The organism is Sphingobium sp. YBL2, assembly GCF_000943805.1.
GTDB lineage: Bacteria > Pseudomonadota > Alphaproteobacteria > Sphingomonadales > Sphingomonadaceae > Sphingobium > Sphingobium fuliginis.
In genome coordinates, this window is the sequence record NZ_CP010954.1 from 4,093,049 (window position 1) to 4,112,282 (window position 19,234).

19 protein-coding genes are annotated in these 19,234 nt (G+C 64.6%); 8 read left to right on the forward strand and 11 right to left on the reverse strand.

The features are described from left to right. Positions 1 to 44: 44 nt before the first annotated feature. The 3 genes from ntrC to dusB are packed head-to-tail and all read right to left on the reverse strand — an operon-like array spanning position 45 to position 3,629. Positions 45 to 1,490 carry a nitrogen regulation protein NR(I) gene (gene ntrC, locus TZ53_RS18840; protein ID WP_044663153.1) on the reverse strand — a complete coding sequence of 482 codons (1,446 nt, stop codon included), beginning with the start codon at positions 1,488 to 1,490 and terminating at the stop codon, positions 45 to 47. A 13-nt stretch (positions 1,491 to 1,503) separates the two neighbouring features. Beyond that, positions 1,504 to 2,613 carry a two-component system sensor histidine kinase NtrB gene (locus tag TZ53_RS18845; protein ID WP_025548920.1) on the reverse strand — a complete coding sequence of 370 codons (1,110 nt, stop codon included), beginning with the start codon at positions 2,611 to 2,613 and terminating at the stop codon, positions 1,504 to 1,506. Then, positions 2,610 to 3,629: a tRNA dihydrouridine synthase DusB gene (gene dusB / locus TZ53_RS18850; RefSeq protein ID WP_044663154.1), complete on the reverse strand. Its 1,020-nt coding sequence runs from the start codon at positions 3,627 to 3,629 to the stop codon at positions 2,610 to 2,612. The genes TZ53_RS18845 and dusB overlap by 4 nt, the downstream gene beginning before the upstream one ends. Positions 3,630 to 3,735: 106 nt before the next feature. On the opposite strand from dusB, the gene TZ53_RS18855 reads away from it, so the two are divergent. Continuing rightward, positions 3,736 to 4,917 carry a bifunctional 2-C-methyl-D-erythritol 4-phosphate cytidylyltransferase/2-C-methyl-D-erythritol 2,4-cyclodiphosphate synthase gene (locus TZ53_RS18855; protein WP_044662334.1) on the forward strand — a complete coding sequence of 394 codons (1,182 nt, stop codon included), beginning with the start codon at positions 3,736 to 3,738 and terminating at the stop codon, positions 4,915 to 4,917. 5 nt (positions 4,918 to 4,922) lie between these two features. Beyond that, complete coding sequence (locus tag TZ53_RS18860) at positions 4,923 to 5,441, forward strand: CinA family protein (RefSeq protein ID WP_025548915.1); 519 nt, start codon at positions 4,923 to 4,925, stop codon at positions 5,439 to 5,441. On the opposite strand, the gene TZ53_RS18865 is transcribed toward TZ53_RS18860, so the two are convergent. Together TZ53_RS18865 and lipA are read right to left on the reverse strand one after the other, a co-directional pair. Beyond that, a complete protein-coding gene (locus TZ53_RS18865; RefSeq protein WP_025548914.1) occupies positions 5,387 to 5,863 on the reverse strand; it encodes a type II toxin-antitoxin system RatA family toxin in 477 nt (158 codons plus the stop codon). The genes TZ53_RS18860 and TZ53_RS18865 overlap by 55 nt on opposite strands. Positions 5,864 to 5,867: 4 nt before the next feature. Continuing rightward, positions 5,868 to 6,851, reverse strand: a complete 984-nt coding sequence (gene lipA / locus TZ53_RS18870; protein WP_044662335.1) for a lipoyl synthase — start codon at positions 6,849 to 6,851, stop codon at positions 5,868 to 5,870. Positions 6,852 to 6,871: 20 nt separating this feature from the next. Here lipA and TZ53_RS18875 point away from each other — a divergent pair, with 20 nt between their 5' ends. The 4 genes from TZ53_RS18875 to alaS all read left to right on the forward strand — a co-directional run bounded on the left by TZ53_RS18875 (position 6,872) and on the right by alaS (position 11,367). Further along, positions 6,872 to 7,522 (forward strand): carbonic anhydrase, encoded by a 651-nt coding sequence (locus TZ53_RS18875; protein WP_044662336.1) that lies wholly within the window; start codon positions 6,872 to 6,874, stop codon positions 7,520 to 7,522. Next, positions 7,522 to 8,256: an NYN domain-containing protein gene (locus TZ53_RS18880; RefSeq protein ID WP_044662337.1), complete on the forward strand. Its 735-nt coding sequence runs from the start codon at positions 7,522 to 7,524 to the stop codon at positions 8,254 to 8,256. Before TZ53_RS18875 ends, TZ53_RS18880 begins: the two co-directional genes overlap by 1 nt. Continuing rightward, complete coding sequence (locus TZ53_RS18885) at positions 8,256 to 8,537, forward strand: acylphosphatase (RefSeq protein ID WP_044662338.1); 282 nt, start codon at positions 8,256 to 8,258, stop codon at positions 8,535 to 8,537. Before TZ53_RS18880 ends, TZ53_RS18885 begins: the two co-directional genes overlap by 1 nt. A gap of 175 nt (positions 8,538 to 8,712) precedes the next feature. Next, positions 8,713 to 11,367 carry an alanine--tRNA ligase gene (gene alaS / locus TZ53_RS18890; protein WP_044662339.1) on the forward strand — a complete coding sequence of 885 codons (2,655 nt, stop codon included), beginning with the start codon at positions 8,713 to 8,715 and terminating at the stop codon, positions 11,365 to 11,367. A gap of 339 nt (positions 11,368 to 11,706) precedes the next feature. On the opposite strand, the gene ahcY is transcribed toward alaS, so the two are convergent. The 3 genes from ahcY to TZ53_RS18905 all read right to left on the reverse strand — a co-directional run bounded on the left by ahcY (position 11,707) and on the right by TZ53_RS18905 (position 14,513). After that, positions 11,707 to 13,116 carry an adenosylhomocysteinase gene (ahcY, locus tag TZ53_RS18895; protein ID WP_044662340.1) on the reverse strand — a complete coding sequence of 470 codons (1,410 nt, stop codon included), beginning with the start codon at positions 13,114 to 13,116 and terminating at the stop codon, positions 11,707 to 11,709. 121 nt (positions 13,117 to 13,237) lie between these two features. Next, the gene (locus TZ53_RS18900; protein WP_044662341.1) at positions 13,238 to 13,789 is read right to left on the reverse strand and encodes a hypothetical protein; all 552 of its coding nucleotides are present in this window, start codon (positions 13,787 to 13,789) and stop codon (positions 13,238 to 13,240) included. A gap of 163 nt (positions 13,790 to 13,952) precedes the next feature. Continuing rightward, the gene (locus TZ53_RS18905; RefSeq protein WP_025550882.1) at positions 13,953 to 14,513 is read right to left on the reverse strand and encodes a YqgE/AlgH family protein; all 561 of its coding nucleotides are present in this window, start codon (positions 14,511 to 14,513) and stop codon (positions 13,953 to 13,955) included. Positions 14,514 to 14,659: 146 nt separating this feature from the next. Here TZ53_RS18905 and TZ53_RS18910 point away from each other — a divergent pair, with 146 nt between their 5' ends. Both TZ53_RS18910 and TZ53_RS18915 read left to right on the forward strand, forming a co-directional pair. Continuing rightward, a complete protein-coding gene (locus tag TZ53_RS18910; protein ID WP_025550880.1) occupies positions 14,660 to 15,142 on the forward strand; it encodes a peroxiredoxin in 483 nt (160 codons plus the stop codon). A gap of 73 nt (positions 15,143 to 15,215) precedes the next feature. Continuing rightward, positions 15,216 to 16,670, forward strand: a complete 1,455-nt coding sequence (locus TZ53_RS18915; protein ID WP_044662342.1) for an AMP nucleosidase — start codon at positions 15,216 to 15,218, stop codon at positions 16,668 to 16,670. Between the two features lie 41 nt (positions 16,671 to 16,711). On the opposite strand, the gene TZ53_RS18920 is transcribed toward TZ53_RS18915, so the two are convergent. Genes TZ53_RS18920 through TZ53_RS18930 form a run of 3 tightly spaced genes read right to left on the reverse strand, consistent with a single transcriptional unit; the run spans position 16,712 to position 19,209 of the window. Next, positions 16,712 to 17,485, reverse strand: coding sequence for an alpha/beta fold hydrolase (locus tag TZ53_RS18920; protein WP_044662343.1), 774 nt, complete (start codon positions 17,483 to 17,485; stop codon positions 16,712 to 16,714). Positions 17,486 to 17,492: 7 nt separating this feature from the next. Next, positions 17,493 to 18,173, reverse strand: coding sequence for a DUF2238 domain-containing protein (locus tag TZ53_RS18925; protein WP_025550875.1), 681 nt, complete (start codon positions 18,171 to 18,173; stop codon positions 17,493 to 17,495). Positions 18,174 to 18,183: 10 nt separating this feature from the next. After that, on the reverse strand, positions 18,184 to 19,209 hold the full coding sequence (locus tag TZ53_RS18930; RefSeq protein ID WP_025550873.1) for an aspartate-semialdehyde dehydrogenase: 1,026 nt from the start codon (positions 19,207 to 19,209) through the stop codon (positions 18,184 to 18,186). Positions 19,210 to 19,234: the final 25 nt, after the last annotated feature.

The window sequence follows — 19,234 nt, forward strand, 5'->3', positions numbered from 1 at the left end:
CGATCCGAACGCATCGGCTTGGCCGATCTTCCCCGCCGAATATTCTAATCGCCGATCCGAAGCTGCAAGGGATCGAGCCCATAGTCGGTCAGCTTCTTGCGCAGCGTGTTGCGGTTGATGCCCAACAGTCCCGCGGCGCGTATCTGGTTTCCGTCGACGCTGGCCAGCGTCTCCTGGAACAGGATCGGCTCCACCACCGCCAGCAGGTCGTCATGCAGGCTGCGGTTCGGCTGGGTCAGGCCGATGCCCAGTTGCCGCTTCGCCCATTCCCGCACCGCCTGGCCCAGCAGGTCGCCGGGGGCGGCATAATCGGCGGGCACGGCTTCCAGCGGCAGGCTGTTGCGCAGCATGTCGGCGGTGATCATGTTCTCACGGCTCAGAACCGCCAGCCGCTGCATCAGATTCTGCAGTTCGCGCACATTGCCGGGCCAGTGATAGGCCATCAGCAATTGCGCCGCATCGTCGGACAGCGACTTGCGCGGCAGCCCCTCCTGCGCCGCGCGGTCCAGGAAATGCCGGGCGAGCAGGATCACGTCCTCCCGCCGCTCACGCAGCGCCGGAAGCGCGATGGGGACCACGTTCAACCGGTAATAGAGGTCCTGCCGGAAGCGGTTCTCCTCGATCAGCCTGGGCAGATCCTTGTTGGTGGCCGCGATGATGCGGACATTCACCTTGACCGATTTGGAGCCGCCGACGGTCGTGACCTCTCCGGACTGAAGGACGCGCAGCAGCCGCGTCTGCGCTTCCATCGGCATGTCCCCGATCTCGTCCAGGAACAGCGTGCCGCCCTGCGCCTGCTCGAACTTGCCTGCGGTGCGGGCATGGGCGCCGGTGAAGGCCCCTTTTTCATAACCGAACAGTTCCGCCTCGATCAGTTCGCGGGGGATGGCGGCCATGTTGATCGGCACGAACGGCTTGGTCCGCCTCTGCCCCAGGCTATGGATCGCCTCTGCCACCAGTTCCTTGCCGGTCCCGGATTCGCCCAGCACCAATATGCTGAGGTCGTTCGACAGGACCCGGGCGATGGTCCGATACACCTCCTGCATCGCCGGGGAACGACCCACCAGCGGCAATCCGTCATGCGGCAGGCCGGCATCGGCCGCTTCCTCGTCCGCCCCCTTCCCCGATCCCAGCGCATCCGACACGGCCCGCGTCAGCTCATTGAGATCGAAGGGCTTGGGCAGATATTCGAACGCGCCTTTTTCGGTGGCGCGGATCGCCGTATTCAATGTGTTCTGCGCCGACAGGATGATGATGCTGAGCGCCGGGCGCCGTTCCAGAATCTCCGCGACCCCATCCAGCCCGTCGCCGTCCGGCAGCATGACGTCGGTGATCAGGACGTCCGGCGAAAAGCTTTCCAGCAGGGCGCTCCGCTCCCGGATCGATGCAGCCGTCTTGACCCTGTATCCCTGCCGCCGCAGCGCTTCCCCCACGACCACGCAGATCGCCGGATCGTCGTCCACCACCAAAATCGAGCCCGTCACCGCCATCATCTCGCCGCCATCAACCCGTTCCCATCGGCAGCAGGATGCGGAAGGTCGATTCCCCTGCCTCATGATCGCGCGAATATTGCACGAACCCGTTCATGTCGCGCACCAGCTTGTCCACCAGCGCCAGCCCCAGCCCCGTTCCGTCCCGCCTGCCGGTGATGAAGGGATTGAACAGGTGATCCAATATATGCTCCGGCACGCCCGGCCCATTGTCGACCACCAGGATTTCGATGGGCAGCACCGCGCTGCCCTTCCCCTTGCCGACCACTACGGAAACGCCATGGCGAAACGCCGTCTCCACCCTTATCCGGGGCTTCCTGCTGTGCTCCAGCGCCTCGGCGGCATTTTTGAGCAGGTTGATCATCACCTGCACCAGCGCATCCTCGTTGATATTGGCGAATGGCAGGGATGGATCATAACTCTTTACGATCCTTATATCCTTTGCGAATCCGGCGGCGGCGATATTCGCCGCCCGGTCGATCAGCGGATAGATGTTGCCGCTGCGGCACTCCAGGGTCCGGTCCGTCGTGAAGTCCTGCATCCGGTCGATCAGCGCGGCGATTCTGTCCACCTCATTGCAGATGAGTTGCGTCAGCGCGGCGTCCCGTCCGTCATTGCCCGATTCCAGCAACTGGGCCGCGCCCCTGATGCCCGACAGCGGATTCTTGATCTCATGCGCCAGGATCGCCGCCGCGCCGATGGCCGATCGCGCGCCGCCCGCCGTACCGCGATGGCCGATCTTGCGCGCCTGGCTCTGGGTGTGGATCGATACGACGCGCCAGCCTTCATGATCGACGATGGGCGCGATCATCAGGTCGACCTCCATTTCCGCCGTGCGCCCCGCATGCACGCGGATGTCATAGGCGGCGATCGGCTTGTTGCTGTGCCAGATGTCGAAGCGCGCGCCCATTTCCGCCATGCGGATGGTCCGCGCTATGTCGCTGCCGACAATGGCCGATCGCGCCATGTTGAGCAGCGTTTCGGCGCGGACATTGGCATCGGCGATGCTGTTGTCCGGCCGCACCACCAGGGTCGCGACCGGCAACGCCGTCATCAGTTCGGAAAGCGAAGGCCCATCCTGTTGCGGTCGAAGCGACGGGATGGTCGTCATGGCCGCCGTCATGCCGCCTTGCGCGTCTCGACCGGCCCCTCGTCGGCGATCAGCGGTTCGTAGAAGCGCGCCAGCATGTCCAGCACGACATCGCCGTCCGGCTCCTGGTTCACCGCATTGCGGAACTCGGCCGAACCCGGCAGCCCCTTGGTGTACCAGCCGATATGCTTGCGGGCCATGTTGACGCCGGTATGATTGTCATAATGCTCCAGCATCGCGCGATAATGTTCCGTAATCACGCGATATTGTTCCTCCAGCGCAGGATCGGCCAGCCGTTCCCCCGTGCGGAACCAGTGCATCACCTGCCCGATCAGCCAGGGCCGCCCATAGGCGCCCCGCCCGATCATCACGCCGTCGGCGCCGCTCTGCTTCAGCGCCGTCTCGGCATCGTCGATGGAGCAGATGTCGCCGTTGACGATGACGGGCAGCGACACCGCATCCTTCACGCTGCGCACGAAGGCCCAGTCGGCCGACCCCTTGTACATCTGGCAGCGCGTGCGGCCATGAACGGTGATCAGCTTCGCGCCCAGATCCTCCGCGATCCGGGCCAGTTCGGGCGCGTTCAGGCTGGCATGATCCCAACCCATGCGCATCTTGACCGTGACGGGCACATCGACGGCCTTCACCGTCGCTTCGATCAGCGAAGCGGCCAGCGGCAGGTCGCGCATCAACGCGCTGCCCGCATCGCCATTCACGACCTTTTTAACCGGGCAGCCCATGTTGATGTCGATGATCGCCGCGCCGCGATCCGCGTTCAGCTTGGCAGCCTCCGCCATTTCCGTGGGCGAACAGCCGGCCAACTGCATCGATACGGGCTCCTCCAGCGGATGCCAGGCCGCCTTCTGCAGCGACTGGCGCGTCTCGCGAATCATCGCCGCCGTGGCGATCATCTCGGTCACGTTGAGGCCGGAGCCATAGCGGCGGACCAGTGTCCGGAACGGCATGTCCGTCACGCCCGTCATCGGCGCCAGCACGACCGGCATGTCAATCGTCACCGGACCTATGGAAATCGGGGAAAGCCTCTGCATCATTCCAACACTGCCTAAAAAACAGGCAGCCCTTAGCGGAAATCCGCATCATCGGCAAGCGAGGCGGGGCTGGCGGTTGGCCCGGCACTGCGATACAGGCGCGGCCATGACAGACAGAACCGTCGCTTTGCTGGTCGCAGCAGGTCAGGGCAGCCGCGCGGGCGGCGACATTCCCAAGCAATTCCGGCGCATCGGCGGCAAGCCGGTCCTCGCCCACGCCGTCGACGCGCTGGCCGGACATCCCGCCATCGGTTCTGTTGTCCTGGTCGTCGGCGCGGGGCAGGAGGAGGATGCACGCGCCGCACTGGAAAGCTGCACCGTCTCCGCCATCGTTCAAGGCGCCGACAGCCGCCGCGGGTCCGTCCGCGCCGGTCTTGAGCATATAGCGTCCGCTGGCGGCGCGGCGCGCATATTGGTGCACGACGCTGCCCGTCCCTTTCTCCCCGCGACGGTGATTGACCGGCTGCTCGCCGCGCTGGAGGGTGCGCCCGGCGCCATTCCCGCCTTACCGGTCGCAGACACATTGGTCAGAAGCGAACATGACAAGAGCGACCATGACAAGGCCGGGGACGTCGTCGACCGCGATGGCCTGTTCCGGGTCCAGACGCCGCAGGCCTTCCGCTTCGATGCCCTGCTGGCCGCGCACAGAAGCTGGGACGGCAATCGGGAAGCAACCGACGATGCCCAGATATTGCGGCATTCGGGCCATGACGTCACACTGGTCGCTGGCGATGAAAGGCTGGAAAAATTGACCTATGCCGAGGATTTCCTCCGCGCCGAAGCTCGGCTGGGCGCTGCCCGCAGCGTCCGGACCGGCATGGGTTATGACGTCCACCGGCTAGCCCCCGATGAGGAGCTCTGGCTCTGCGGGGTCCGCGTTCCGCACGACCGGGGCCTCGCTGGGCACAGCGACGCGGACGTGGCGATCCACGCGCTGGTGGATGCGCTGCTGGGCGCACTGGCGGAGGGCGACATCGGCAGCCATTTCCCGCCCTCCGACCAGCAATGGCGGGGAGTCGCCTCCTCCCGTTTCCTGGAATATGCGGCGGAGCGCGTCGCAAAACGGGACGGCTTTATCGAGCATGTCGACCTGACGCTGATCTGCGAGGCGCCGAAAATCGGTCCGCACAGGGACGCCATGCGCGCCCGGATCGCGGAAATCCTGCACCTTCCTCCCGACCGGGTCAGCATAAAGGCGACCACCACCGAACGGCTGGGCTTCGCCGGTCGGCGGGAGGGTATTGCCGCACAGGCTGTTGCCACGCTCTCCCTCCCCGCGCTAATCTGATCGCCATGCCCGATAGCATCCTTCCCGCGTCGCTTGTCGAACTGGCCGAGCGCGTCGTCGCCGCCAACCGTCGCGCCGGCCGCACCATCGCCGTGGCGGAAAGCTGCACCGGCGGCCTTGTCTCCGCCGCACTGACCGAAATCGCCGGATCGTCCGAAGTGTTCGAAGCTGGTTTCGTCACCTATTCCAATGACATGAAGAGCGAGCTTCTCAAAGTATCGCAGGATGTCATCGAAACCTTCGGCGCGGTTTCCATCGCCACCGCCTGGGCCATGGCGCAGGGCGCGCTGAACAAGAGCCACGCCAATGTCGCCGTCGCCATCACCGGCATAGCCGGCCCCGGCGGCGGATCGGAGCAGAAACCTGTCGGCACCGTCGTCTTCGCCCGCGCCGAACGCGGCGCCAGCCCCGACAAGATCGTGGCCGACATGCATTATTTCGGGGATACGGGCCGGGGCGGCGTCCGCCTTCAGGCGGCGCTGTGCGCGCTCGAACTGCTGCTGCCCGACTCGCCCGCGCCATAAAGCTCCGCCGCGCGGGTTTCGAACGCGCCGATCATCTTGCGCAGCGCCTTGTCGAACACCTGGCCGGCCAGCATCTCGAACAGCTTGCTCTTGAATTCGAACTCGACCTCGAAATCCACCAGAACGCCGCCCTTGCCGTCGTCGCGAAAGCTCCATTCATTGTGGAGATGCTTCAAGGGCCCATCCAGATAATCGACCCGCACATGATCCGGCCTATGCTTGTGCACGCGGGACGTGAAGCTCTCCTTGATCCCCTTGAACCCGACGATCATGTCCGCGACCATTTCCGAATCGCTGTCGGACCGCACCCGGATCGCGCTGACCCAGGGCAGGAATTCGGGATAGGCCTCCACATTCGCCACCAGGTCGAACATCTGTTCGGGCGTATAGGGAAGCGGCCTCGTTTCGTTATGCTTTGGCATCGGCTTATTGGCCGGCCTTCGCCAGTTGCGCCTCGCGGGCCGCGCGCATTTCCGCGAAATCCTTGCCCGCATGATAGCTCGAGCGGGTCAGCGGGCTCGACGCCACCTGCAGGAAGCCCTTGGCCCGCGCAATCGCCGCATAGGCGTTGAACGCCGCCGGAGTGACGAACTCCATCACCTTGGCGTGCTTGGGCGTCGGCTGGAGATATTGCCCCATGGTCAGGAAGTCGATGTCGGCGGAGCGCATGTCGTCCATCACCTGATGGACCTCCAGCCGCTCCTCCCCCAGACCCAGCATGATGCCCGACTTGGTGAAGATCGACGGATCGAGCTTCTTCACCGTCTCCAGCAGCCGCAGCGACGCATAATAGCGCGCGCCCGGGCGAATGGTCGGATAGAGGCGCGGCACCGTCTCCAGATTATGGTTATAGACGTCCGGTCGCGCCGCGACGATCATCTCGACGGCGCGTTCATGCTTGTTGCGGAAGTCCGGCGTCAGGATTTCGATGGTCGTGTCCGGGGTCGTGCGGCGCAGCGCCTCGATCACCTTCACGAACTGCGACGCGCCGCCATCGGGCAGGTCGTCGCGGTCGACGGAGGTGATGACGATATGCTCCAGCCCCATTTCCGCGCAGGCATCGGCCAGATTCTGCGGCTCGTTGGGATCGACCTTGCGCGGCATGCCGGTCTTGACGTTGCAGAAGGCGCAGGCCCGCGTACAGACATCGCCCAGGATCATCACGGTCGCATGCTTCTTGGTCCAGCACTCCCCGATGTTCGGGCAGGCCGCCTCCTCGCACACCGTCGCCAGCCCCTTGGTCCGCATCAGCTTGCGCGTCTCGTGATAGCCGGGGCTGGTCGGCGCCTTCACGCGAATCCAGTCGGGCTTGCGGGCGCGCTCGGGACGAGTGGCGGGCGCGGGGATCGGGACGATGTCGGTCATGCGCCCCAGATAGCGATGCGAGAGCGCTCTTGCCAGCCCCATCATTGTTCGGCACAGACCGGCGCATGACCGATTTCGCTGATATGCTCGCCGGCTATCGCCGCTTCCGCAACACCGGTTGGACCCAGCAGCGGGAGCGATGGGATGAACTGAGCGAGGGGCAGAGCCCCCGCGTCATGGTCATCGCCTGTTCCGACAGCCGAGTCGATCCCGCACAGATATTCGACACCAGCCCCGGCGAGATCTTCGTGGTCCGCAATGTCGCGGCGCTGGTGCCCCCCTTTGAAACCAATCCCGGCCGCCACGGCGTCTCCGCGGCGCTGGAATTCGCGGTCCAGGTGCTCAAGGTGGGCGAGATCGTCGTCATGGGCCATGGCAAATGCGGCGGCTGCAAGGCGGCGCTCAGCCATTCGCTGAAAGACGCGCCTCCCGGCGAGGGCGGCTTCATCCACAACTGGATCGAACTGCTGGACGAAGCGCGGGAAAAGGTGGTCCAACGCTTTGGCGCGGATGACGGCCGCGACGCCGAACGCGCCATGGAGCAGGAAGGCGTCAAGGTCAGCCTGGCCAATCTGCGCACCTTCCCCTGCGTCCGCACTAAGGAACGGAGCGGCGAGATCAGGCTGATCGGCGCCTTCTTCGCCATTGCCGACGGCCAGCTCCACCTGCTGGACGAGGCGAGCGGCCAGTTCAGCCCGGCGGCGCTGGAAGCCTGATGACCGCGCCGATCCCCAGCGGCAATATCGCCCTGCTGATCGATGCCGACAATGTCTCCGCCGACCATTTCGACCCGGTGCTGACGGTCCTGGCGGAACTGGGCACCGTCAATATCCGGCGCGCCTATGGCAATTGGAGCAAGCCCGCGCTCAAGGGATGGGCGCGGCAGGCCGTGACGCAGGCCATCGAAACGCAGCAGCAGTTCGACCTCACCCGGGGCAAGAACGCCACCGACATGAAGATGACGATCGACGCCATGGACCTGATGGCGTCGGGCCGGGTCACCGGCTTCGGCCTGATGTCGAGCGACAGCGATTTCACGCCGCTCGTCACCCGCATCCGGCAGGAAGGCCTGCCGGTCTATGGCTTCGGAACGGACAAGACGCCGCAGGCCTTCCGCAGCGCCTGCACCCGCTTCATCGACGTCGGGGCGCTCGCCAGCGCAAGAACGGCGCCCGCCGAACTGGAGGAGTCGGCGGCGGAACCCGCCTCCCCCGACGCGCCCGAAGTCGCGCCCGATCTCGTCAAGCTGTTGATCGACGCCTATAATGCCGTCAAACGCGACGATCAGGGCTTCGCCCGCCTCAGCGAAGTGGGCCAGCTCGCCGGGAACCGCTCCAGTTTCGACACGCGCAACTATGGGTTCAAGCGGCTGTCCGACCTTGTCCGCTCGATCAATAATTTCAAGGTGGAGAGCCGCGACGGCCAGACCTGGATCAAGCGGGTGCACTGATGACCATCCTCGCCCGCCACCTGACGATCCTCGGCCGGGTGCAGGGCGTGTTCTACCGCAACTGGGCCGTCGAAACGGCCCGGGGTCTCAACCTGACAGGCTGGGTACGCAACCGCATGGACGGCAGCGTGGAGGCGCTGGTGGAAGGACCGCGGGATGCGGTGGAGCGGTTCGTCCTGCTGGCGCGACAAGGCCCGCCCGCCGCGCAGGTCGCGCGGATAGAGGCCAAGGATGTCGCGGTCGGGGGACATGAATCATTTCAGAAGCGGCCGACCGCCTGACTTCGCCGGGCGGGCGGACGGGCGGAAAGGAAAATCGCGTCCTTGGGCCGAGGCGAGCGGCCCCGTCCGCTTTTCCGGCCCGCCTGTCTCAGCGGGCAACCCCATCGGCCGATATTCCCATGAACGACGAAAAGCCCCGCTTGTGCGTTGGAGCGCTTCCCACTAAATCGCCCGCATGACATCGACCAACGACATTCGCCGCTCCTTCCTCGACTATTTCGGGGCCAACGGCCACACCATCGTTCCGTCCGCGCCTCTCGTGCCGCACAACGACCCGACGCTGATGTTCGTCAATGCGGGCATGGTGCCGTTCAAGAATGTCTTCACCGGCCTTGAATCCCGCCCCTACACCAAGGCGACGAGCAGCCAGAAGTCGGTCCGCGCCGGCGGCAAGCATAACGACCTCGACAATGTCGGCTATACCGCGCGCCACCATACCTTCTTCGAAATGCTGGGCAATTTCAGCTTCGGTGATTATTTCAAGGAACAGGCGATTACCCATGCCTGGACCCTGCTGACGAAGGAATGGGGCCTTTCGCCCGAAAAGCTGACGGCGACGGTCTATCACACCGACGACGAAGCCTTCGACCTGTGGAAGAAGATCGCCGGCCTGCCGGAGGAGCGGATCATCCGCATCCCCACCAAGGATAATTTCTGGGCCATGGGCGACAGCGGCCCCTGCGGCCCCTGCTCGGAAATCTTCTACGACCATGGCGACCATATCTGGGGCGGTCCTCCCGGAAGCCCGGAGGAAGATGGCGACCGTTTCGTCGAGATCTGGAACCTCGTCTTCATGCAATATGAGCAGGAAGCGAACGAGATCGTCTCCGAACTTCCCAAGCCCAGCATCGACACCGGCATGGGTCTGGAACGCATCGCGGCGGTCCTGCAAGGCGTCCACGACAATTACGACACCGATACCTTCAAGGCGCTGATAGAGGAATCGGGCGCACTGACGAAAACCGCCACCGATGGCGAGTATAAGGCCAGCCACCGCGTCATCGCGGATCATCTCCGCTCCACCAGCTTCCTGATCGCGGACGGCGTGCTGCCCGCCAATGAAGGCCGCGGCTATGTGCTGCGCCGCATCATGCGCCGCGCCATGCGCCACGCCCATATCATCGGCGCCAAGGAGCCGTTGATGCACCGTCTGGTCGGCAGCCTCGTCTCCGAAATGGGCGGCGCCTATCAGGAACTGGTCCGCGCCCAGCCGCTGATCGAGGAAACCCTCCTGCGCGAGGAAACCCGGTTCCGCCAGACGCTGGAAAAGGGACTGAAGCTGCTCGACGAAGCGACCGGCGACTTGTCGGAAGGCGGCACGCTGCCTGGGGAGACCGCGTTCAAGCTCTACGACACCTATGGCTTCCCCTATGACCTGACCGAAGACGCGCTTCGCTCGCGCGGCCTCAGCGTCGACCGCGAAGGCTTCGACAAGGCGATGGCCGAACAGAAGGCCGCCGCCCGCGCCGCGTGGAAGGGCTCAGGCGAAAAGGCCTCGGACGAAATCTGGTTCGACATTGCCGAAAAGGCCGGCAATACCGAGTTCATCGGCTATAGCTCGACCGAGGGCGAGGGCGAGGTGCTGGCGATCGTCAAGGACGGTGTGAACTTCGACAGCGCGAGCGCTGGCGAGACGGTCACGATCATCACCAACCAGACGCCGTTCTACGGCGAAAGCGGCGGCCAGATGGGCGATGCGGGCACGATCAGCGCGCAGTCCGGCCTGGTCGCGGATGTCGAGGACACCGCGAAGCCGCTGGGCCGCCTCCATGCGCACCGGGCGAAGGTCGGCGCGGGCAGCGTCAAGCTGGGCGACACGGTTCACCTCAGCGTCGACGTCGGCCGCCGCGACCGCATCCGCGCCAATCACAGCGCCACCCATTTGCTTCATGCCGCGCTCCGTAACCAGCTCGGCGCCCACGTCACGCAGAAGGGCAGCCTCGTCGCACCCGATCGTCTGCGCTTCGACTTCTCCCATCCCGAGGCGCTGACCCACAGCCAGATCGCCGCCATCGAAGCCGATGTGAACGAACAGATCCGCCACAATGAAGCGGTGACGACGCGCCTGATGACGCCGGACGACGCCATCGCCGCCGGCGCCATGGCCCTGTTCGGTGAGAAATATGGGGACGAGGTCCGCGTCCTCTCCATGGGCAAGGGCGATGCGAACAGCTATTCGGTCGAATTGTGCGGCGGCACCCATGTCCGCGCAACCGGCGACATCGCGATCTTCAAGATCATCTCGGAAAGCGCCGTTTCGTCTGGCGTCCGCCGCATCGAAGCGCTGACCGGCGAAGCTGCGCGCCTCTGGCTCTCCGACCGCGAAGACCGGCTGCGCCAGTCCGCCGCCGCACTCAAGACGACGCCGGAGGAAGTCCCTGCCCGCATCGCCGCGCTGGTCGAACAGAGCCGCAAGCTGGAACGCGAGCTCGCCGAAGCGAAGAAGGCGCTGGCGCTGGGCGGCGGGGGTTCCGCACAGGCGGCGGGTCCGGAGAAGGTGGGCTCGGTCAACTTCATCGGTCAGGTGATCGAGGGGCTCGATCCCAAGGAACTGCGCGGATTGGTCGATCAGAACAAGGCAACGCTCGGCAGCGGCGTCTCCGCCGTCCTGGCGGTGGTCGATGGCCGCGCCAGCATTGCCGTCGGCGTCACCGACGACCTTGTGAACACGATCAGCGCCGTGGATCTGGTCCGCGCAGGCGTCGAAGCCTTGGGCGGCAAGGGCGGCGGAGGCCGTCCCGACATGGCCCAGGGCGGCGGTCCGGAAGGCGACAAAGCGCAGGCGGCGATCGAAGCGGTCAGGGCAGCCCTCGCCAGCGGGCCTGCATAACCGCGCGGCCGGCCCGATATTCGACCGCAGGCCATGCACCGCGGGGTGAGCGGCGCCCTCCTTCTACCCGGAAGGACGGAGTCGCTCTCCCACCCGTTCAGCTTGCGCCTGTCGAAGCCCCGCTTCTTTCTCGAAGAGAAGCGCTCCACGGCAAGCCCAAAGAGACGGATATTGGGTGATCCGGTCCAGACCCGACAGCAACAGGGCTGAGTGCCTGGCTCTCTGCAAGAAGGAATGGAACTGCACGACCGGCTCACGGCAACCTGACCCGGCACAAAAGCACGTACCGCCCAAGCCCAAAAAAAAGGGGAGGCTCGATGCCTCCCCTTCCCATCCCGCTCAGTAGCGGTAATGATCCGGCTTGAATGGCCCTTCCTGGGTCACACCGATATAGGCGGCCTGCTTGGGCGTCAGCTTCGACAGCTTCACGCCCAGCTTCTCCAGGTGGAGCGCCGCCACCTTCTCGTCCAGATGCTTGGGCAGCACATAGACGTCGTTCTTATACTCATCCGACTTGGTCCAAAGCTCGATCTGCGCCAGCACCTGGTTGGTGAAGGACGATGACATGACAAAGCTCGGATGGCCGGTGGCGCAGCCCAGGTTCACCAGCCGGCCCTTCGCCAGCACGATGATCTTCTTGCCGTCGGGGAACTCGACCTCGTCGACCTGCGGCTTGATCTCGGTCCACTTCATGTTGTTGAGGCCCGCGATCTGGATCTCGCTGTCGAAATGGCCGATATTGCACACGATCGCCATGTTCTTCATGGCGCGCATATGGTCGACGGTGATGACGTCCTCATTGCCGGTCGCGGTGACGAAGATGTCGGCGCGGGTGGCCGCCTCTTCCATGGTGACGACTTCATAGCCCTCCATTGCCGCCTGCAACGCGCAGATCGGATCGATCTCCGTCACCAGCACGCGCGCACCGCCATTGCGGAGCGAAGCGGCCGAACCCTTGCCCACGTCACCGAAGCCGGCGACCACGGCGACCTTGCCGGCCAGCATGACGTCGGTGGCGCGACGGATGGCGTCGACCAACGATTCCTTGCAGCCATAGAGATTGTCGAACTTCGACTTGGTGACGCTGTCGTTGACGTTGATCGCCGGGAAGGGCAGCTTGCCCTTCTTCGCCAGTTCATAAAGGCGGTGGACGCCGGTCGTGGTCTCTTCCGACACGCCCTTGATGGCCTTGACCGTCTCGGTCAGATAGCCCGGACGCTCGGCCAGGAAGCGCTTCAGCGTCGCGACGAAGATTTCCTCTTCCTCGTTGCCGGGGGTGAACAGTTCTTCCCCGGCCTCGACGCGGGCGCCCCACAGCGCGAACATGGTGGCGTCGCCGCCATCGTCCAGGATCATGTTGCAGACCGTATCGCCCCAGTCGAAGATGCGGATGACATAGTCCCAATATTCCTCCAGCGTCTCGCCCTTGACGGCGAACACCGGGATGCCCCGCGCGGCGATGGCGGCGGCGGCATGATCCTGGGTCGAGAAGATGTTGCACGACGCCCAGCGGATTTCGGCGCCCAGTTCCGCCAGCGTCTCGATCAGCACGGCGGTCTGGATCGTCATGTGCAGCGACCCGGTGATGCGCGCGCCCTTCAGCGGCTTGGCGGCGCCGAATTCGGCGCGCAGGGCCATCAGGCCCGGCATTTCGGTTTCCGCGATTTCGATTTCCTTGCGGCCGAAAGCGGCAAGGCCGATGTCGCGGATCACATAATCCTGCGCCTGGGTGGCGGGTGCGGTGGCCACGAGCCTGTCTCCATATCGTTAAGATTGAGGCCGCCGCCCGATTGAACGAACGGCGACGATGGGCTGGGCTTTACCAATCGCCGCCATCCAAGGCAACTCAATATAAAGTTTTCTTTATGTCTTATTCGGCAGGACCGCGCACCGCGACCTTCACCGGCGCGCCGGATGAGGTCCCGTCCGTTTTCCGCACCTTCTCCGCCACCGCCGTGACGATGTCGCACCGCGCGCCGGACAGATGCGGGCTGATCGCCGCCGCATCGGCCAGTTCCAACAAGGCCGACCGGCTGGGCGGCAGGGCGTTGGCGGCGTCCGTGATCGACTGGAGGTCGCGGCAGTCCAGCCCGTCCGCGCCCGCGCCATAGACATTGGCGAGGCCCGTGACGTAATTGTCATAAGCCCCCAGCGCGCCAACCGCCCCGGCGGCCGAGCGGAAATGCTCGCGCAGCTCGTCATTCACCTGCGTCAGCGTCTCGCGCTTTTCCCGGATGAAGCGGTTATAGCTGGCAAGGAAGTCATGTCCCGTCGCCCGGCACCGCAGCGCAGATACCATCAGCATCATCTCGAAATCCCGGATTTGCGCTGCTTCCACGGCGGTCTGCTTCCAGCAGGTCGCCGCCGTGGCCGGCGCAAGCGGCATCGTCGCGGCAAGCGCCGCTGCGATCAATATCCTCATGAGTTGAACCCCCGTCCAATTGCCCGAGGATCAGGGTGCGCTCATCCGGTTGCCGGACTCTCAACGGCGAAGGTTAGCCGGATTTTACCGTAAAGGGTTCAGTTACGCCAAGGCAACAAGCCCCCAATGCAGCCATGCTTACGGTGACGTTCCGAAAGGCCGGTCAGGCCGATCCCGCGCCGCTGACCAGATGGGAGGCATCGACTCCGGCCGCGGCATAGGCGGCCGACCATTTCCGCGCCGCCGGCACGTCGAACAGAAGCTCAGGGGTGCAGTCGGTCGGAAACCAGCTTTCCCCGTTCATTTCCTCATCCAGTTGCCCCGCGCCCCACCCGGCATAGCCAAGCGCGACCAGATAGCGACTCGGCCCCTTCCCTTCCGCAATCGCCTTCAGTATCTCCAGCGAGCCGGACAGGCCCCATCCTTCGCCCACGGCGACCATGTCATGACCGCTCCAGTCCAGGGAATGCAGGACGAAGCCGCGCCGGGGTTCGACCGGCCCGCCGCGCAGCACGGGAGAATCCGGAACGTCGCCGGGTTCGATGTCGAAGCTCTCCAGCAGGTCGTGCAGGCTGACCCCGTCGATCTCATCGCTGACCGCGATCCCCAACGATCCATTCTCGTCATGCACGCACATGGCGATGACGGAATGATCGAACCGCATGTCCTCCATTCCCGGCAGGGCAAGCAGGAACTGTCCGGCATAGGAGCGTGCTGTGGTCATGGCGCGACTATACGCCCCTTGTCGCCTTTGCCAATGGCGGGCCGTCGCTTGGGCGGGGCAGCGCGCCATATTCCATGGCTCCCCCTTGACAGACAGGGCGGCAGGGCCAACGTGCCGCGAACCCCAACAAGGCCAGGAGGCAGACGATGACCATTTCGAAGGGCGAACGCATCCCCAGCACCACTTTCGTCAAGATGACCGAAAACGGTCCCGAGCAGGTTGCTTCGGACGATTTCTTCGCGGGCCGCACCGTCGCGCTCTTCTCCGTGCCGGGGGCCTTCACCCCCACCTGCTCCGCGCGCCATCTGCCCGGCTTCGTCGATAAGGCGGAGGAACTGAAGGGCAAGGGCGTGGATGAAATCGCCTGCACCGCGGTCAACGACGCCTTCGTCATGGGCGCCTGGGGCAAGTCCGCCAGCGCCGACGGCAAGGTGACGATGCTGGCCGACGGCAATGGCGACTTCGCGCAGGCCGTCGGCCTTACCATGGACGGCAGCAAGTTCGGCATGGGCACGCGCGGGCAGCGCTTCTCCATGATCGTCAAGGACGGCGTCGTTACGGAGCTGAATGTCGAAGCGCCGGGTGATTTCAAGGTGTCGTCAGCCGAATATCTGCTCGACCAGATCTGATTTCCGGGGGATGTGCGCCCGCTATCCGGGCGCGCATCTTCCTTCGGTCATATAAGTGCGTTACCAAGGCTCGATGACAAGAAGCATCGGAAGTGCGATCGTCGCTGAACTCGACGACATCTATCGGAACTCCATCGAAAATCTTCGCGAGGCGATGCGCGCCTACGCTCGCGACGGCAGCGTACCGCCACCGGAAGCCAGGACGGACCGGCGTTTCTGCTATCCGGAATTGCGGATCACCCATCATGGCGAGTCGGACGCGCCGCCCCCCGGCCGCTCCTTCGCCCGGCTGTCCAAGCCCGGACGCTATGTGACCACCGTCACCCGCCCCGCCATGTTCGGTGACTATCTGGCCGAACAGGTCGACCTTCTCGTCCGCGACTATGGCGTGATGGTGGAAACCGGCATCAGCGACCAGCCCATTCCCTTCCCCTATGTTCTGGACGGGCTGGACATGAGCGCGCTCGATGGCACCCCGCCGACCGAACTGGCCCGCCACTTCCCGGCCACCGAACTGGCGGAAATCGGGGACGAGATCGCGGACGGCCTGTTCATGCAGGATGCGGAGGGCGAAAGGCCGCTCGCGCTGTTCGACGGGCTTCGCACCGATTTTTCACTGGCCCGCCTGAAGCATTATACCGGCACCCCGGCAGAGCATGTGCAGCGCTACATCCTGTTCACCAATTATCACCGCTATGTCGACGAGTTCGTGGCATGGGCCTGCGCCGAATTGCAGCGGGAGGGCAGTCGCTACACCGCGCTGTCAGGGGCCGGTGGGGTCTATGTAACGCCGGAAACCGCCGACCCGGCGCAGATGATCGCGGACAGCGCCTGGCGCAAGCATCAGATGCCCGCCTATCACCTGATCGCTCCGGACCGCAGTGGCATCACGCTGGTCAACATCGGGGTCGGGCCCTCCAACGCCAAGACGATCTGCGATCATCTGGCCGTCGTGCGGCCGGAAGCCTGGCTGATGATCGGCCATTGCGGCGGCCTGCGCCCGAGCCAGCGGATAGGCGACTATGTGCTGGCCCACGCCTATCTGCGCGACGATCATGTTCTGGATGAAATGCTGCCGCCCGAAATCCCGGTTCCCGCCATCGCGGAAGTACAGGTGGCGCTGGCGAAGGCGGCGGAGGCCGTGCTGGGCGGCGACGATCGGGAGGATTTCAAGCGCCGCCTGCGCACGGGCACGGTCGTGACGACCGACGACCGCAACTGGGAACTGCGCTATTCCAGTTCGGCGCTGCGGTTCAGCCTGTCGCGCGCCGTCGGCATCGACATGGAGTCGGCCACTATCGCGGCGCAGGGCTATCGCTTCCGCGTGCCCTATGGAACGCTGCTCTGCGTTTCGGACAAGCCGATCCATGGCGAACTGAAATTGCCGGGACAGGCCAATCGCTTCTATGAGGAAGCCATTGCGGGGCACCTGCGCGTGGGTCTTATGACCTGCGAACTGCTGCGGCAGGAGGGGCCGAAGCTCCACAGCCGCAAACTGCGCGCCTTCAACGAGCCGCCGTTCCGCTGAAGCTTGCCATGCTCCTGCATGGGCAGGAGCATGCGCATGGCTCAATCCGTCAGGAAATCCACCATCGCCTGCCCCAGCTCCTTCCGCGTCACCGCATTCATGTGGTTCCCCGGAACTTCGACATAGCGGCCGTGGGGCAGCAGTTCCGCCAGTTCCTGCGCGACGCCATTGTCCCGGTCATCGGCTCCGCAAATCACCTCTATGGGCTGCTGGAACCCGGCGATGACCTCCCTGGGCGTATCGACGAAGGTGTTGAGGATGTGCAGCATCGCGACCGGATCGCCCTTGGTGGTCTTCAGAAAGGCTTCCGTCATCCATTCCGACGTCCCCCGCTCGAACGTGCCGAGGTTGGTGAGGACATTGCGATAATAGCCGCCATTGTCGAGCGTCTGGACCAGACCGCGCAGCCCCATGCCGGCCAGGATCACCCTGCGCGGCGTCGCGCCCCGCGCCAGCATCCGCACCGTCGTCCGCGCCCCCAGCGAATAGCCGCCCAGATCATACTCGGTCAGCCCAAGCTGCTCGACCAGCGCAAGCCCGTCCTCGGTCAGCGCGTCGGGCGGATAAGCGGCGGCATCATGGGGCTTGCCGCTTTCGCCATGCCCCCGAAGGTCGGGCAGGATGAGGCGGAATCCCGCCTCCACCAGCTTCGCGGCATGGCCGTAACGTATCCAGTTGGTGTATGCATTGGAGAAATAGCCATGGATCAGAACCAGATCGCGGCCCTCCCCCACCACATGCACGGCAAGGGGAAGCCCGCCCAACCCCTTGATCTCCAGCTTCTCGATGGGCAGGTCGGACGTGGGGCCGGACATGAGCGAGCTACTCCTTGGATGAATGCGCGTGCGGCGATATGGCCTTGCCCTCTCCTTGTCGAGTAGAGAGAAGCCAGACAAGTGCGAGGACGCTTCCGATCTGCGCGGCCGCCATGTCCTTTTGCGGGTCCCACATGTCGCCCTGCTGGCCATTATACCAGTCCGCCGTCTGGCCGGCGGCCACCACGCTCAGCAGCCATTCGAAAATCTCGTAGACAGCGCCCACGAACCCAACGGAGACAAAGGCGAAAACAAGGCTCCAGCCCGTCCGCATGACGCCATGACGCCGCGCCGCTTCCGCGAAGGGCGCGGTCAGGAGGGCGCCGAAGGCGAAATGCACCAGCCGGTCATAGCCGTTGCGCGCCAAGCCGAAAGTGCCGGAAATATCATGGCCGCTGATCGCCCGCGCCCAGATGTCATAAGGTACATAGGAATAGATGTACCGCCCGCCCAGCGTATGCAGCAGCAGGAACAGCAGGACGCACGCCACCGATCCGTTAGACAGCGGCCATCGGCGCAACAGCCAGGGCGAGACAAGGATGAGCAGCGCCGTCGGCCCATGCTGGAGCGGCGCCAGTTCGGGATAGGGCTGATCGACATTCGCGGCGACAATGGCCGCGACCAGCAGAACGATCATCCGGCGCTGCGCGGCTGGAACGGCTTTCCAGACAGCAGCGCCGGAGATCATGGGAAGGGCCTCAGCCCTTCTTCAGGTGACGGCGGCCCAGCAGTTCCGCGATCTGCACCGCGTTCAGAGCCGCGCCCTTGCGCAGATTGTCGCTGACGCACCAGAGGTTCAGGCCATTGTCGATGGTCGAATCCTCACGCACGCGGCTGATGAAGGTGGCATAGTCGCCCACGCACTCGACGGGGGTGACGTAACCGCCGTCCTCGCGCTTGTCGACCAGCATCACGCCGGGCGCTTCACGCAGGATATTCTGGGCCTGCTCCGCCGAAATCTCATTCTCGAACTCGAGATTGATCGCCTCGGAATGCCCGACGAACACCGGCACGCGCACGCAGGTCGCCGTGACCTTCACCTTGGGATCGAGAATCTTCTTGGTTTCCGCGACCATCTTCCACTCTTCCTTGGTCGAGCCGTCGTCCAGGAAGACGTCGATATGCGGGATCACGTTGAAGGCGATCTGCTTGGTGAACTTCTTCGGTTCGGCCGGATCGCCGACGAAGATGTTGCGCGACTGCTCGAACAGCTCGTCCATGCCCGCCTTGCCCGCGCCGGAAACCGACTGGTAGGTGGCGACGACGACGCGCTTGATCGTCGCGGCATCGTGCAAGGGCTTGAGCGCCACGACCATCTGCGCGGTCGAGCAGTTGGGGTTCGCGATGATGTTCTTCTTCTTGTATCCGTCAATCGCATCCGGATTCACTTCCGGCACGATCAGCGGCACGTCCGGGTCCATGCGGTAGAGCGACGAATTGTCGATCACGACGCAGCCCGCCGCCGCCGCCTTGGGCGCATATTCCGCCGTCGGGCCGGAGCCTGCGGCAAACAGGGCGATGTCCCAGCCGGTGAAGTCGAAATGCTCGATATTCTTGCATTTGAGCGTCTTGCCGGTGTCACCGAAATCGATTTCGGTGCCCTGCGACCGGGGCGAGGCGACCGCCGCGATCTCGTCAATAGGGAACTCGCGCTCGGCGAGAATGGTCAGCATCTCGCGGCCCACATTACCGGTGGCACCAACGACGACGACCTTGTAGCCCATGACTTAACACTCCACTCCATGCAAA

Excerpts from the sequence above, each read along its gene's own strand:
- ntrC (WP_044663153.1), bottom strand. The coding sequence starts at position 1,490 with ATGGCGGTGACGGGCTCGATTTTGGTGGTGGACGACGATCCGGCGATC.
- TZ53_RS18845 (WP_025548920.1), bottom strand. The coding sequence starts at position 2,613 with ATGACGGCGGCCATGACGACCATCCCGTCGCTTCGACCGCAACAGGAT.
- dusB (WP_044663154.1), bottom strand. The coding sequence starts at position 3,629 with ATGCAGAGGCTTTCCCCGATTTCCATAGGTCCGGTGACGATTGACATG.
- TZ53_RS18855 (WP_044662334.1), top strand. The coding sequence starts at position 3,736 with ATGACAGACAGAACCGTCGCTTTGCTGGTCGCAGCAGGTCAGGGCAGC.
- TZ53_RS18860 (WP_025548915.1), top strand. The coding sequence starts at position 4,923 with ATGCCCGATAGCATCCTTCCCGCGTCGCTTGTCGAACTGGCCGAGCGC.
- TZ53_RS18865 (WP_025548914.1), bottom strand. The coding sequence starts at position 5,863 with ATGCCAAAGCATAACGAAACGAGGCCGCTTCCCTATACGCCCGAACAG.
- lipA (WP_044662335.1), bottom strand. The coding sequence starts at position 6,851 with ATGATGGGGCTGGCAAGAGCGCTCTCGCATCGCTATCTGGGGCGCATG.
- TZ53_RS18875 (WP_044662336.1), top strand. The coding sequence starts at position 6,872 with ATGACCGATTTCGCTGATATGCTCGCCGGCTATCGCCGCTTCCGCAAC.
- TZ53_RS18880 (WP_044662337.1), top strand. The coding sequence starts at position 7,522 with ATGACCGCGCCGATCCCCAGCGGCAATATCGCCCTGCTGATCGATGCC.
- TZ53_RS18885 (WP_044662338.1), top strand. The coding sequence starts at position 8,256 with ATGACCATCCTCGCCCGCCACCTGACGATCCTCGGCCGGGTGCAGGGC.
- alaS (WP_044662339.1), top strand. The coding sequence starts at position 8,713 with ATGACATCGACCAACGACATTCGCCGCTCCTTCCTCGACTATTTCGGG.
- TZ53_RS18900 (WP_044662341.1), bottom strand. The coding sequence starts at position 13,789 with ATGAGGATATTGATCGCAGCGGCGCTTGCCGCGACGATGCCGCTTGCG.
- TZ53_RS18905 (WP_025550882.1), bottom strand. The coding sequence starts at position 14,513 with ATGACCACAGCACGCTCCTATGCCGGACAGTTCCTGCTTGCCCTGCCG.
- TZ53_RS18910 (WP_025550880.1), top strand. The coding sequence starts at position 14,660 with ATGACCATTTCGAAGGGCGAACGCATCCCCAGCACCACTTTCGTCAAG.
- TZ53_RS18915 (WP_044662342.1), top strand. The coding sequence starts at position 15,216 with ATGACAAGAAGCATCGGAAGTGCGATCGTCGCTGAACTCGACGACATC.
- TZ53_RS18920 (WP_044662343.1), bottom strand. The coding sequence starts at position 17,485 with ATGTCCGGCCCCACGTCCGACCTGCCCATCGAGAAGCTGGAGATCAAG.
- TZ53_RS18925 (WP_025550875.1), bottom strand. The coding sequence starts at position 18,173 with ATGATCTCCGGCGCTGCTGTCTGGAAAGCCGTTCCAGCCGCGCAGCGC.
- TZ53_RS18930 (WP_025550873.1), bottom strand. The coding sequence starts at position 19,209 with ATGGGCTACAAGGTCGTCGTCGTTGGTGCCACCGGTAATGTGGGCCGC.